This is a genomic window from Streptomyces sp. NPDC043176 (assembly GCF_056436715.1).
Genome location: NZ_JBWKCA010000014.1, coordinates 98,092 through 110,545 on the forward strand (window position 1 = coordinate 98,092; position 12,454 = coordinate 110,545).

Here is a 12,454-nt window from a genome sequence, read left to right on the forward strand (position 1 = left end):
GCCGTGCCTAGCGCAGGCCGGTGGAGCGGTTCAGCGCCGCCTGGATGAGCCGGTCGACGAGCTCCGGGTAGCCGACGCCGCTCTCCTGCCACATGCGCGGGTACATGGAGATCGGCGTGAAGCCCGGCATGGTGTTGATCTCGTTGATGACGAAGTCGCCGTCCTCGGTGAGGAAGAAGTCGGCGCGGACCAGGCCCTCGCAGGAGACGGCCTCGTAGGCGGCGACGGCGAGGCGCTGGACCTCGGCGGTGGCCTCGTCCCCGATCGGGGCGGGCACGATGCCGGAGGCCGAGTCGATGTACTTGGCCTCGAAGTCGTAGAAGTCGTGGTTCGTGACGGGCGGGATCTCGGCCGGCACGCTGGCGCGCGGGCCGTCCTCGAACTCCAGGACGCCGCACTCGATCTCGCGGCCGCGCAGCAGCGACTCGACGAGGATCTTGGGGTCGTGGCGGCGGGCCTCCTCGATGGCCTCGTCCAGGCCGGAGAGGTCGTCGACCTTGGTGATGCCCATGGAGGAGCCGCCGCGGGCCGGCTTCACGAAGAGCGGCCAGCCGTGGTCGGCGGCGAACTCGACGATCTTCTTGCGGGCGGCGGCGGGGTTCTGCTCCCACTCGCGCGGCCGGATGACCTCGTACGGTCCGACGGGCAGTCCGAAGGAGACGAACACCCGCTTCATGTACTCCTTGTCCTGGCCGACGGCGGAGGCGAGGACGCCCGCGCCGACGTAGGGGACGCCGGAGAGCTCCAGGAGGCCCTGGAGGGTGCCGTCCTCGCCGTACGGGCCGTGGAGCATGGGGAAGACCACGTCGACCTCGCCGAGGGCCTTCGGCACGGCGCCGGGCTCGGTGAGGACGACCTCGCGGTTGGCGGGGTCGACGGAGAGGACGACGCCGCCCTCCGAGGACTCGGCCAGGTCGGCGACGTTCGGCAGGGCACGGTCCGCGATGGCCATGCGCTCGGGGGCGTCGGCGGTGAGCGCCCAGCGCCCGTCCGTCGTGATGCCGATGGGCAGCACGTCGTACTTGTCCCGGTCGATGGCGCTCAGGACGGCGCCGGCCGTGACGACGGAGATGGCGTGCTCGGAGCTGCGTCCGCCGAAGACGACGGCCACGCGCGGCTTGCGGGGGCTCTGGGTGTTCTCGCTCATATCGCGATGAGCGTACCCTGCGACTCCCGAACTGCTGAGCGCCCCGCTGCCGCCTCGCGCGTACGGCGCAGCGGGGGCGGCACACCCGCCGGGCCGGGGTCAGCGGCGCTCGGGCTTGGCCGAGCGCGACATCAGCTCCTTGAGCGCGACGATCGGCGGCTTGCCGTCGTGGACGATCGAGACGACGGTCTCGGTGATCGGCATGTCGACGCCGTGGCGGCGGCCCAGATCGAGCACGGACTCGCAGGACTTGACGCCTTCGGCGGTCTGCTTGGTGGCCGCGATGGTCTCCTGGAGGGTCATCCCGCGGCCGAGGTTGGTGCCGAAGGTGTTGTTCCGGGAGAGCGGCGACGAGCAGGTGGCGACCAGGTCGCCGAGGCCGGCGAGGCCGGAGAAGGTGAGCGGGTCGGCGCCCATGGCGAGGCCGAGGCGGGTGGTCTCGGCGAGGCCGCGGGTGATGAGCGTGGCCTTGGAGTTGTCGCCGAGGCCCATGCCGTTGGCGATGCCGACGGCGAGGCCGATGACGTTCTTCACGGCGCCGCCGAGCTCGCAGCCCACCACGTCGGTGTTGGTGTACGGCCGGAAGTACGGGGTGATGCAGGCGGTCTGGAGCCGCTGGGCGACCGTCTCGTCGACGCAGGCGGCGACGGCCGCGGCGGGCTGCCGGGCGGCGATCTCCTTGGCCAGGTTGGGGCCGGTGAGGACGGCCACGCGCTCGGCGGGCACGTCGGCGACCTCGGTGATGACCTCGCTCATCCGCTTGGCGGTGCCGAGTTCGACGCCCTTCATGAGGGAGACGAGGACGGTGTCCGGGGCGAGCAGCGGCTTCCAGGCGGCCAGGTTGCCGCGGAGGGTCTGGGAGGGGACGACGAGGACGGTGAAGTCGGCGTCGTGGGCGGCCTCGGCCGGGTCCGCGGTGGCCGTGATCGTCCCCGGGAGTTCGACGCCCGGCAGGTAGTCGGGGTTGGTCCGGGTGGCGTTGATCTCCTTGGCGAGTTCGGCGCGGCGGCCCCAGAGGCTCACCTCGCATCCCGCGTCGGCGAGCACCATGGCGAAGGCGGTGCCCCAGGATCCGTTGCCGAAGACGGCTGCCTTGGTCACTTGGTGCCTTCCTCGGCGGCCTTGCGCCGCTGTTCCAGGCGGGCCCTGCGGTGGTCGTACGGTTCGGCGGGCGCCTTCTCGCCGCGGACCTCCTCCAGGAGGGCGGTGATGGCGGCCATGATGGTCTCGGTGGCCGCGCGGAGCACCTCGGGCGTCGGCTCCAGGCCGTGGAAGCGGGAGAGGTCGACGGGCGGACCGGCCTGCACGATCAGCGTCTTGCGGGGGAACAGCCGGAACTTGTTCTCCTTGGCGTACGGCGGCATCGCGAGGTTGGCGCCCCACTGGGCCACCGGGATGACGGGGGCCTTGGTGAGCAGCGCGACGCGGGCGGCGCCGGTCTTGCCCGCCATGGGCCACATGTCGGGGTCGCGGGTCAGGGTGCCCTCGGGGTAGAAGGCGACGCACTCGCCGCGCTCGATGGCGGCGACGGCGGCGCGGAAGGCGTCCAGCGCGTTGGTGGTCTCGCGGTAGACCGGGATCTGTCCGGTGCCGCGCAGCATCATGCCGACGAAGGGGGCCTTGAAGAGGGCCGCCTTGGCCAGGAGGCGCGGGACGCGGCCGGTGTTGTACTGGTAGTGCGCGTACGACAGCGGGTCCAGGTAGGAGTTGTGGTTGACCGCGGTGATGAATCCGCCGTCGGCCGGAATGTGCTCCATACCGCGCCAGTCCCGCTTGAACAGAACCACCAGGGGGGGTTTGGCGATGACCGCCGCGAGGCGGTACCAGAAGCCGATTCTGCGGCGGGGCACTCGGACACCTTTCTCCGGGACTGGCTGGCAGGGGGTCAAGTGTCGCCCCGTGCTCCTGGTCTGTCGAGGACACCGTACGCCCCGGGGCCCGCGGCGGACCGCGTGGGCGGGACAGAATGGGCCCCGATGAACACGGACACGGACGACGGCTGGTCGCTGGTCGTACCCCTGAAGCCTCTCGCCCTGGCGAAGAGCAGACTGGCGGCGGCGGTGGGCGCCCGGTTGCGCCCCCGGCTCGCGCTGGCGTTCGCCGAGGACACCGTGGGCGCGGTGCTGAACTGCGCGCGCGTACGGGATGTGGTGGTCGTCACGGACGATCCCGCGGCCGGTTCGGCGCTGGCGGCGCTGGGCGCGCGGGTCGTGCAGGACCTTCCGGCGGACGGGCTCAACGCGGCGCTCGCGCACGGGGTCCGTGCGGTGCGGGCCGGGCGGCCGCACGCGCGCGTGGCCGCGCTCAACGCGGATCTGCCGGCCCTGCGGCCCGCGGAGCTGACCCGGGTCCTGGACGCGGCCCTGAATTTTCCGAGGGCATTTCTCGCGGATGCCGCCGAAATAGGTACGACATTCCTCTCGGCGGGTCCGGGGGTGGAATTGGAACCGGCATTCGGGGGCGCGTCGAGGTTGCGGCATTTGGCTTCGGGAGCGGTGGAAATCCGGTCGGCCGGGGTGGATTCCGTACGCCGGGACGTGGACACCGGGGAGGACCTCGAGGCGGCCAGGGCGCTGGGGCTCGGCCCTCGGACGGCCGCCCGGTGGCTGCCGGTGGCCGGATAGGCTGCGGACCATGCAGGCGACCGCGTTCACGTACGACCCCGAGACCCGCAGCGGCAGTGTGCTGCTCGACGACGGCACCCCCGTGGAGTTCGGGGCGGCGGCCTTCGAGGCGGGCGGGCTGCTGCTGCTGCGGCCGGGCCAGCGGGTGCGGATCGAGACGGAGCCGGGCACCTCGGGGGCGGGCTCGCGGATCACACTGGTGACGCTGCAGACCTTCTGACCGGTCCTTCGCGCGTCCCCAGGGGCGCCCCGTCCCTCAGGCCGGGCCCTCGGGCCCGGCATGACCGGCAGGACACCCGCCGGGCGCGCCGACGCGCCGCGGGCCGGGCTCCCTGAGGGGAGCCCGGCCCGGCGGATGTGTCCCGCGCGTCCTCACTTCTTGGCGGCGGCCTTCTTGGCGGTCGTCTTGCGCGCCGTCGTCTTCTTGGCGGGCGCCTTCGTCGCCGTGGCCTTCTTGGCCGCCGGCGCGGTCTTCTTCGCCGCGGCCTTGGTGACCTTCTTGGCGGCGGCCGTGGTGGTCTTCTTGGCGGGGGTCGCCTTCTTCGCGGCGGCCGTGGTGGCGGTCTTCTTCGCCGGCGTCGCCTTCTTCGCGGCGGCCGTGGTGGCGGTCTTCTTCGCCGGCGTCGCCTTCTTCGCGGCGGCCGTCGTCGTGGTCTTCTTCGCCGGCATCGCCTTCTTCGCGGCGGCCTTCTTGGCGGTGGTGGCCTTCTTCGCGGCGGCCTTCTTCACCGTCGCGGAGGCGCCACCGGTGAGGCTGCCCTTGGGGGCCTTCTTGACGGAGACCTCGCCTCCCTTGGGGAGCTTCTTGGAGCCGCTGACCAGGTCCTTGAAGCCCTGACCTGCGCGGAAGCGCGGGACGGAGGTCTTCTTGACCCGCACGCGCTCACCCGTCTGGGGGTTGCGTGCGTAGCGGGCCGGACGGTCGACCTTCTCGAACGAGCCGAAGCCCGTGACCGAGACCCGGTCGCCACCGACCACGGCGCGCACGATGGCGTCGAGCACGTGGTCGACGGCTTCGGCGGCCTGCTGGCGACCGCCCATCTTGTCGGCAATCGCTTCTACGAGCTGCGCCTTGTTCACGTCTTCCCCTTCGGAGACATTGCCAGAACGAAAGTGTTCAAGCTTTTTCGCACGTTAGGCATGTATATACCGCAAATCAAACACGAAACGGGCTAATCACCCTAGTGCCGCAACGTGGAACAGCCGTTGCGGAGTTCCTGGTGTCAGTCGTCCTCTGGGAATCGGCCCTCGTCGAGGTCCTTCATCAACCGGTCCAGACGCGCTGCCGCGTCCTTGAGATCGTGCTTCGCCGCGGCCGTCACGACCAGCAGCTTCCGGGACAGCGCCATCCTTACGCCCTCCGGGACTTGCAGTGAGCGCACCCTTGTGTGCGCTTCCTTCAATCGGGCGGCGACTGCCTCGTAGAGCTCGAGTTGGCTGTCGCGTTCCATGCACCGATTGTGCCATCTAGGGCGAGTTGTCGCCCGACAGGGTCCCAACAAGCGACTGCGCCCCCCACCTTGAGGTGGGGGGCGCAGTCTTGGAAAAGCGCTGCTCAGACCGTAATTGTACGGGGCTTGTGGGACGGCCTGGTCGCCTCGTAGGCCGCGATGTCGGCTTCGTTCTGAAGGGTGAGGCTGATGTCGTCGAGGCCGTTCAGCAGACGCCAGCGGGCGTTCTCGTCGAGCTCGAAGTCGGCGTCGATCCCGGCGGCGAGGACCTTGCGGCGCTCCAGGTCGACGGTGATCTCGGCGGTCGGGTCGGCCTCGGTCAGCTCCCAGAGCGCGTCCACCGTCTCCTGCGGCAGGACGACGGTCAGCAGGCCGTTCTTCAGCGAGTTGCCGCGGAAGATGTCGGCGAAGCGGGAGGAGATGACCGCCTGGAAGCCGTAGTTCTGGAGCGCCCAGACGGCGTGCTCGCGGGAGGAGCCGGTGCCGAAGTCGGGGCCGGCGACCAGGACCGTCGCGCCCTGGCGCTCGGGGCGGTTGAGGACGAACTCGGAGTCCTTGCGCCAGGCCTCGAAGAGGCCGTCCTCGAAGCCGTCGCGGGTGACCTTCTTCAGCCAGTGCGCCGGGATGATCTGGTCGGTGTCGACGTTGCTGCGGCGCAGCGGGACGGCCCGGCCGGTGTGCGTGGTGAAAGCTTCCATGGTTCCTCAGACCCCCGCGGTGGTGGCGACGTCGGACAGATCGGCCGGGGAGGCCAGGTGGCCCAGGACGGCGGTGGCGGCGGCGACCTGGGGAGAGACCAGGTGGGTCCGGCCGCCCTTGCCCTGCCGGCCCTCGAAGTTGCGGTTGGAGGTGGACGCGGAGCGCTCACCGGGGGCCAGTTGGTCGGGGTTCATGCCCAGGCACATCGAGCAGCCCGCGTGCCGCCATTCGGCGCCGGCCTCCTTGAAGACCTTGTCCAGGCCCTCCTCGACGGCCTGCAGGGCGACCCGGACCGAGCCGGGGACGACCAGCATGCGGACGCCGTCGGCGACCTTGCGGCCCTCCAGCAGCGAGGCCGCGTTGCGCAGGTCCTCGATGCGGCCGTTGGTGCAGGAACCTACGAAGACGGTGTCGACCTTGATGTCGCGCAGCGGCTGCCCGGCGGTCAACCCCATGTATTCCAGGGCCTTTTCGGCGGCCAGGCGCTCCGAAGCGTCCTCGTACGAAGCGGGGTCGGGGACGTTCGCCGAAAGCGGCGCGCCCTGGCCCGGATTGGTGCCCCAGGTGACGAACGGCGCCAGGGAGGCGGCGTCGATGACGACCTCGGCGTCGAAGACCGCGTCCTCGTCGGACCTCAGGGTCTTCCAGTACGCGACGGCGGCGTCCCAGTCCTCGCCCTCGGGGGCGTGGGCGCGGCCCTCCAGGTAGGCGAAGGTGGTCTCGTCGGGGGCGATCATGCCCGCGCGGGCGCCGGCCTCGATCGACATGTTGCAGATGGTCATCCGGGCCTCCATCGAGAGCTTCTCGATGGCGGAGCCGCGGTACTCCAGGATGTAGCCCTGGCCGCCGCCGGTGCCGATCTTGGCGATGATCGCCAGGATCAGGTCCTTGGCGGTGACGTCCTCGGGCAGCTCGCCGTCGACCGTGATGGCCATGGTCTTCGGGCGGGCCAGCGGCAGCGTCTGGGTGGCGAGCACGTGCTCCACCTGGCTGGTGCCGATGCCGAAGGCCAGCGCGCCGAAGGCGCCGTGCGTGGAGGTGTGCGAGTCGCCGCAGACGACGGTGGTGCCGGGCTGGGTCAGACCCAGCTGGGGGCCCACGACGTGGACGACGCCCTGCTCGACGTCGCCCAGCGGGTGCAGCCGGACGCCGAACTCGGCACAGTTCTTCCGGAGGGTCTCCAGCTGCGCGCGGGAGACCGGGTCGGCGATCGGCTTGTCGATGTCGAGGGTCGGGGTGTTGTGGTCCTCGGTGGCGATGGTGAGGTCGAGGCGCCGCACCTGCCGGCCGTTCTGGCGCAGGCCGTCGAAGGCCTGGGGGCTGGTCACCTCGTGCAGCAGGTGCAGATCGATGAAGAGGAGGTCGGGCTCGCCCTCGGCGCGCCGGACGACATGGTCGTCCCAGACCTTCTCCGCGAGTGTCCTACCCATCGCTTTCCCTCCGGCCGACGTCTACGCCGGCACAACTAGAGACCCGTTTCGCGGGCCGTTGTGCGGCCGCATCACCAGAGTGCCAAGGTCCTCGGAAAATTGAACTTGCGTTTCACAGAGTGAGACGCGAATATCGTTGCATGGACAACTCTAGCGGCGTAGGCGTTCTCGACAAGGCAGCCCTTGTCCTGAGCGCCCTGGAGTCCGGTCCGGCCACCCTCGCAGGACTGGTCGCGGCGACGGGACTCGCACGACCCACGGCACACCGACTGGCCGTGGCACTGGAACACCACCGGATGGTGGCGCGTGACATGCAGGGCCGGTTCATCCTCGGACCGCGCCTGTCGGAGCTCGCGGCCGCGGCCGGCGAGGACCGCCTGCTCGCGACCGCCGGCCCCGTGCTGACGCACCTGCGCGACGTCACCGGCGAGAGCGCCCAGCTCTACCGCCGGCAGGGCGACATGCGCATCTGCGTGGCGGCGGCCGAGCGGCTCTCGGGCCTGCGGGACACCGTGCCGGTCGGCTCGACGCTGACCATGAAGGCCGGCTCCTCGGCGCAGATCCTGATGGCCTGGGAGGAGCCCGAGCGGCTGCACCGCGGCCTCCAGGGCGCCCGCTTCACGGCGACGGCCCTCTCGGGCGTACGGCGCCGCGGCTGGGCCCAGTCGATCGGTGAGCGGGAGCCGGGCGTCGCGTCCGTGTCCGCGCCCGTCCGGGGCCCCTCGAACCGCGTGGTGGCCGCCGTGTCGGTCTCGGGTCCCATCGAGCGCCTGACGCGCCACCCGGGCCGCATGCACGCCCAGGCGGTCATCGACGCCGCCGCCCGCCTCTCCGAGGCGCTCCGCCGCAACGGCTGATCTGCCCCGTCCCTCCGTTCGTCCCGGCCCACCGCTTCAACGCCGCAGCGGTGGGCCGGAGTTGTGTCCGCGCACGGCACGGGTTCCGCGTACGGCACCGAACAGCGAAGAAGCCCTCCCCCGAAGGGAAGGGCTTCTCCGTCTTGTACCCCCGACCGGATTCGAACCGGCGCTACCGCCTTGAGAGGGCGGCGTGCTAGGCCGCTACACAACGGGGGCAAGATCTTGATTCCACACGAGTGAATCGCGTGAATTTACTGCGCTGGCCTACCTGGACTCGAACCAAGACTAACTGAACCAGAATCAGTCGTGCTGCCAATTACACCATAGGCCACTGGATACTCAGAACCAGTCAGTACCCCCGACCGGATTCGAACCGGCGCTACCGCCTTGAGAGGGCGGCGTGCTAGGCCGCTACACAACGGGGGCCCTAGCGATCCTGCATCGGGTTCACCGGGTGCGACCCAGGTGATCCCGCGGGAAGGATCTGTACCCCCGACCGGATTCGAACCGGCGCTACCGCCTTGAGAGGGCGGCGTGCTAGGCCGCTACACAACGGGGGCTTTGTGGATGCCATCCACGGTTGCAGATGAAGCTCTGCGAGCTGGCCTACCTGGACTCGAACCAAGACTAACTGAACCAGAATCAGTCGTGCTGCCAATTACACCATAGGCCACCGGGGCAACGTCCCCACCAGGGGGATCCTGCTCGGCTTGCGCTTTCCGGGTTCTTGCCTTTCGGCTTGTTCCCCTCGGCGCAGGAAGAACATTACCCGAAGGTGGACGGTGCTCCAAAACGGCTATCCCCGCTGAGCAGCCCCGGAAGCTGGCGGAGGTCCGTGATCCGCTTCAGCTCGGGTCGGCCGCCGGTGTCCGCGCGGTCCAGCCAGATGCCCAGGAGCCCGGCCTCCACGGCGCCGCGGGCGTCGATGTCGGGCTGGTCCCCGACGTACGCCACCTGGCGCGGGGGCAGGTCAAGGGCGGCGCAGGCGGCGTGGAAGGCCTCCGGGGCCGGCTTGGCGACACCGAGCTCGGCGGCGCACAGGACGGCCTCGAAACGGTCGCGCACGCCCAGCGCCCGGAGCTTGGGCTCCTGGGCGTGGATGCTGGAGTTGGACAGCACGGCGTGACGGTAGTCACCCGCGAGCAGGTCGAGGACGGGCAGGGCGTCGGGGAACAGCTCCCAGGCGGCCTGGTAGTGGGTGACGTACCGGTCGAACCAGTCGTCGGCTCCGGCGGCCGAGAGCGCCGGCGCCCCGAGGAAGTCCCGGACCCGAGCCCGCCGCTGTTCCTGGAAGTCGCCGCCCTCGGTCTCGTAGCGGCGCCAGTGCAGCACCGTGAGCTCCTTCCAGCGGAGCAGGGCCTGGTCGACGGAGCCGTATCCGCCGAGCAGCCCCTCGGCCGTCAGGTGCGCGCGCATCCCGGCGCGGTCGGCGCTCCCGTAGTCGAAGATCGTGTCGTCCACGTCCCAGAGGACCGCCCGGATGGTCATGGCACGACCGTACCGCCGCTCCCCCGGCCCACGGCACCCTTTTCCCGCCGCAGGGAACGCCGTGGGGAACGCAGTGGGGAACGCCGCCGGGAACGGCGTGGGCAACGCCGTGGGGGCGGCGACCGGGGCTACCGGTCGCCGCCCCCACGGGACGGAAGGACGGGGCTCAGCCGGCGAGCTTCGCCAGGGCCGCGTCGATGCGGGTCAGGGTCCTGTCCTTGCCCAGGATCTCCAGGGACTCGAACAGGGGCAGGCCGACCGTGCGGCCGGTGACCGCGACGCGGACCGGGGCCTGGGCCTTGCCGAGCTTGAGGCCGTGGGCCTCGCCGGCGGCCAGGACCGCGTTCTTGAGCGACTCGGGGTCGTTCCAGTCGGCGTCCACGAGCTTCTCGCGGGCCGTGGTGAGCAGCGCGGCGGGCTCGCCCTTCATGCCCTTGTCCCACGAGGCCTGGTCGAAGACCGGCTCCGCGAGGAAGAGGAAGTCGACGTTGTCCGTGATGTCCGAGAGGACGGTCAGGCGGGTCTGGGCGTGCGGCGCGATGGCCTCCCAGGCGGCGCGGTCGAAGTCCTCGGGCGCCCAGGGGGCGTGCGGGGCCTTGAGCCAGGGCTCGCAGGCCTCGGCGAAGGCCTTCACGTCGAGCATCCGGATGTGGTCGGCGTTGATCGACTCGGCCTTCTTGAGGTCGAAGCGCGCCGGGTTGGCGTTGACGTCGGCGATGTCGAACTTCGCCACCATCTCGGGGATGGTGAAGAGGTCCTGGTCGGCCGAGAACGACCAGCCGAGGAGCGACAGGTAGTTCAGGAGGCCCTCGGGGAGGAAGCCGCGCTCCCGGTAGAGGTTGAGGGAGGCCTGGGGGTCGCGCTTGGAGAGCTTCTTGTTGCCCTCGCCCATGACGTACGGCAGGTGGCCGAAGGAGGGGATCTCCTTGGCGACGCCGAGCTCGATCAGCGCCTTGTAGAGCGCGACCTGGCGGGGGGTGGAGGAGAGCAGGTCCTCGCCGCGCAGGACGTGGGTGATCTCCATGAGGGCGTCGTCGACCGGGTTGACCAGCGTGTACAGCGGGGCGCCGTTCGCGCGGAGGATGCCGTAGTCCGGCACGTTCTCCGGGGTGAAGGTGAGCTCGCCGCGGACCAGGTCGGTGAAGGTGATCGGCTCGTCGGGCATCCGGAAGCGGACGATCGACGGGCGGCCCTCGGCCTCGTACGCCGCCTTCTGCTCGGCGGTGAGGTCGCGGCAGTGGCCGTCGTAGCCGGAGGGGCGGCCGGCGGCGCGGGCGGCCTCGCGGCGCTCGTCGAGCTCCTCGGTGGTGCAGTAGCAGGGGTACGCGTAGCCGCCGGCGAGCAGCTTGTCGGCGACGTCCTTGTAGATGTCCATCCGCTGCGACTGGCGGTACGGCGCGTGCGGGCCGCCGATCTCCGGGCCCTCGTCCCAGTCGAGGCCGAGCCACTTGAGGGAGTCGAGCAGCTGGTCGTACGACTCCTCGGAGTCGCGAGCGGCGTCGGTGTCCTCGATGCGGAAGACCATGGTGCCCTGGTTGTGCCGGGCGAAGGCCCAGTTGAAGAGGGCGGTGCGGACCAGGCCCACGTGGGGGTTGCCGGTCGGCGAGGGACAGAAACGGACGCGGATGTTCGCGTTAGCCACGCTTGATCACCCTATTGGTGAGAGTGCCGATGCCTTCGATGGTGACGGCGACCTCGTCGCCGACGTTGAGGGGGCCGACCCCGGCGGGGGTGCCGGTGAGGATGACGTCGCCGGGGAGCAGCGTCATGGCCTCGGTGATGTGGACGACCAGGTCCTCGATGGAGCGGATCATGTCGCTCGTCCGGCCCAGCTGGCGCTGTTCGCCGTTGACCGTCGCCTGGATGGCCAGGTCGCTCGGGTCGAGGTCGGTCTCCACCCAGGGGCCCAGGGGGCAGGAGGTGTCGAAGCCCTTGGCGCGGGCCCACTGCTTCTCGCGCTGCTGGGCGTCGCGGGCGGTGACGTCGTTGGCGCAGGTGTAGCCGAAGACGACGTCCTTCACGCGCTCGCGGGGCACCTCGCGGCACATGCGGCCGATGACCACGGCCAGTTCGGCCTCGTGGTGCAGCTCGTCGGAGAAGGAGGGGTACTCGATGGCGTCGCCGGAGCCGATCACCGAGGTGGTGGGCTTGAAGAAGGCGACGGGGACGTCGGGGACCTCGTTGCCGAGTTCGGCGGCGTGCTCGGCGTAGTTGCGGCCGATGGCCACGACCTTGTTGGGGAGCACCGGCGGCAGGAGCCGTACCTTGCTCAGCGGGACCTTGGTGCCGCTGAGCTCGAAGTCGGTGTACGGGATGCCCTTGATGATGTCGAGGACAAGGCCGCCGGACTCGACGGTTCCCTCGCCCTCGACGGCGCCGAAGGCCACATTGCCGTCGATCGAGAATCTGGCGATGCGCACGAGTGCTGTCGCCCCTCACTTGGTACTGGCTGGAGTCTGACGCCCCAGGCTAACGCGGCGCGGGGCGGCCGACCGGCGATGTCACCGGGGCGAACGGGGCGGGCGGGGCCCGGCCGGGTCAGCGGGTGGCGCTGGCGTACGGCTGGGGCTCGTAGGGGGCCGGGGCCTGCATGAGGACGGTGCGGCGCGGGTTGGCCGTGTTGCCCGGCAGTTCGGCCGCGTACTCCGGCTGGGCGCCCCGGCCGAGCTGTGCGGCGTCCGCGAGGTGGGCGAGGGTGGAGCGGCGCGGGTTGGCCGTGGTGCGGAGCGTCGTCGTGTTCATCGCGGTGATCAGC

General features: G+C 70.7%; 14 protein-coding genes and 5 tRNA genes. 3 read left to right on the plus strand and 16 right to left on the minus strand.

All coding sequences use genetic code 11. From position 1 onward, the window contains the following. Positions 1-7: 7 nt before the first annotated feature. The 3 genes from AC067A_RS23245 to AC067A_RS23255 form a co-directional block, all read right to left on the minus strand. Positions 8-1,147 carry a D-alanine--D-alanine ligase family protein gene (locus AC067A_RS23245; RefSeq protein WP_479244393.1) on the minus strand — a complete coding sequence of 380 codons (1,140 nt, stop codon included), beginning with the start codon at positions 1,145-1,147 and terminating at the stop codon, positions 8-10. Positions 1,148-1,246: 99 nt separating this feature from the next. Then, positions 1,247-2,248: an NAD(P)H-dependent glycerol-3-phosphate dehydrogenase gene (locus tag AC067A_RS23250; protein ID WP_479244394.1), complete on the minus strand. Its 1,002-nt coding sequence runs from the start codon at positions 2,246-2,248 to the stop codon at positions 1,247-1,249. Beyond that, positions 2,245-2,997, minus strand: a complete 753-nt coding sequence (locus AC067A_RS23255; protein WP_479244395.1) for a lysophospholipid acyltransferase family protein — start codon at positions 2,995-2,997, stop codon at positions 2,245-2,247. The genes AC067A_RS23250 and AC067A_RS23255 overlap by 4 nt, the downstream gene beginning before the upstream one ends. A 126-nt stretch (positions 2,998-3,123) precedes the next feature. Between AC067A_RS23255 and cofC the strand changes: the two genes are divergently transcribed. Both cofC and AC067A_RS23265 read left to right on the plus strand, forming a co-directional pair. Next, positions 3,124-3,771 carry a 2-phospho-L-lactate guanylyltransferase gene (gene cofC / locus AC067A_RS23260; protein ID WP_479244396.1) on the plus strand — a complete coding sequence of 216 codons (648 nt, stop codon included), beginning with the start codon at positions 3,124-3,126 and terminating at the stop codon, positions 3,769-3,771. A 10-nt stretch (positions 3,772-3,781) separates the two neighbouring features. Next, positions 3,782-3,991: a hypothetical protein gene (locus AC067A_RS23265; RefSeq protein WP_017235969.1), complete on the plus strand. Its 210-nt coding sequence runs from the start codon at positions 3,782-3,784 to the stop codon at positions 3,989-3,991. A 152-nt stretch (positions 3,992-4,143) separates the two neighbouring features. Here the strand turns inward: AC067A_RS23265 and AC067A_RS23270 are convergent, their stop codons facing one another. The 4 genes from AC067A_RS23270 to leuC all read right to left on the minus strand — a co-directional run bounded on the left by AC067A_RS23270 (position 4,144) and on the right by leuC (position 7,351). Beyond that, the gene (locus AC067A_RS23270; protein WP_479244397.1) at positions 4,144-4,851 is read right to left on the minus strand and encodes an HU family DNA-binding protein; all 708 of its coding nucleotides are present in this window, start codon (positions 4,849-4,851) and stop codon (positions 4,144-4,146) included. A 143-nt stretch (positions 4,852-4,994) separates the two neighbouring features. Further along, complete coding sequence (locus tag AC067A_RS23275; RefSeq protein WP_030206244.1) at positions 4,995-5,222, minus strand: SCO5555 family protein; 228 nt, start codon at positions 5,220-5,222, stop codon at positions 4,995-4,997. Between the two features lie 104 nt (positions 5,223-5,326). Continuing rightward, on the minus strand, positions 5,327-5,920 hold the full coding sequence (gene leuD, locus AC067A_RS23280) for a 3-isopropylmalate dehydratase small subunit (protein ID WP_479244398.1): 594 nt from the start codon (positions 5,918-5,920) through the stop codon (positions 5,327-5,329). A 6-nt stretch (positions 5,921-5,926) separates the two neighbouring features. Further along, positions 5,927-7,351: a 3-isopropylmalate dehydratase large subunit gene (leuC, locus tag AC067A_RS23285; protein ID WP_479244399.1), complete on the minus strand. Its 1,425-nt coding sequence runs from the start codon at positions 7,349-7,351 to the stop codon at positions 5,927-5,929. A gap of 140 nt (positions 7,352-7,491) precedes the next feature. On the opposite strand from leuC, the gene ndgR reads away from it, so the two are divergent. After that, positions 7,492-8,208, plus strand: a complete 717-nt coding sequence (gene ndgR, locus AC067A_RS23290; protein ID WP_017235973.1) for an IclR family transcriptional regulator NdgR — start codon at positions 7,492-7,494, stop codon at positions 8,206-8,208. Between the two features lie 146 nt (positions 8,209-8,354). On the opposite strand, the gene AC067A_RS23295 is transcribed toward ndgR, so the two are convergent. From AC067A_RS23295 to AC067A_RS23335, 9 genes are all read right to left on the minus strand, one after another. Next, positions 8,355-8,427 (minus strand) — tRNA-Glu (locus AC067A_RS23295). Between the two features lie 43 nt (positions 8,428-8,470). Next, positions 8,471-8,542 (minus strand) — tRNA-Gln (locus AC067A_RS23300). A gap of 22 nt (positions 8,543-8,564) precedes the next feature. Next, positions 8,565-8,637 (minus strand) — tRNA-Glu (locus AC067A_RS23305). A gap of 61 nt (positions 8,638-8,698) precedes the next feature. Further along, positions 8,699-8,771 (minus strand) — tRNA-Glu (locus AC067A_RS23310). 41 nt (positions 8,772-8,812) lie between these two features. Beyond that, positions 8,813-8,884, minus strand: a tRNA-Gln gene (locus AC067A_RS23315). 92 nt (positions 8,885-8,976) lie between these two features. After that, on the minus strand, positions 8,977-9,699 hold the full coding sequence (locus AC067A_RS23320) for an HAD family hydrolase (RefSeq protein ID WP_479244400.1): 723 nt from the start codon (positions 9,697-9,699) through the stop codon (positions 8,977-8,979). 166 nt (positions 9,700-9,865) lie between these two features. After that, the gene (gene gltX / locus AC067A_RS23325) at positions 9,866-11,341 is read right to left on the minus strand and encodes a glutamate--tRNA ligase (RefSeq protein WP_479244401.1); all 1,476 of its coding nucleotides are present in this window, start codon (positions 11,339-11,341) and stop codon (positions 9,866-9,868) included. Next, positions 11,334-12,119: a fumarylacetoacetate hydrolase family protein gene (locus AC067A_RS23330; protein WP_479244402.1), complete on the minus strand. Its 786-nt coding sequence runs from the start codon at positions 12,117-12,119 to the stop codon at positions 11,334-11,336. Before AC067A_RS23330 ends, gltX begins: the two co-directional genes overlap by 8 nt. Before the next feature lie 118 nt (positions 12,120-12,237). After that, a complete protein-coding gene (locus tag AC067A_RS23335) occupies positions 12,238-12,441 on the minus strand; it encodes a hypothetical protein (protein ID WP_479244403.1) in 204 nt (67 codons plus the stop codon). Positions 12,442-12,454 lie beyond the last annotated feature (13 nt).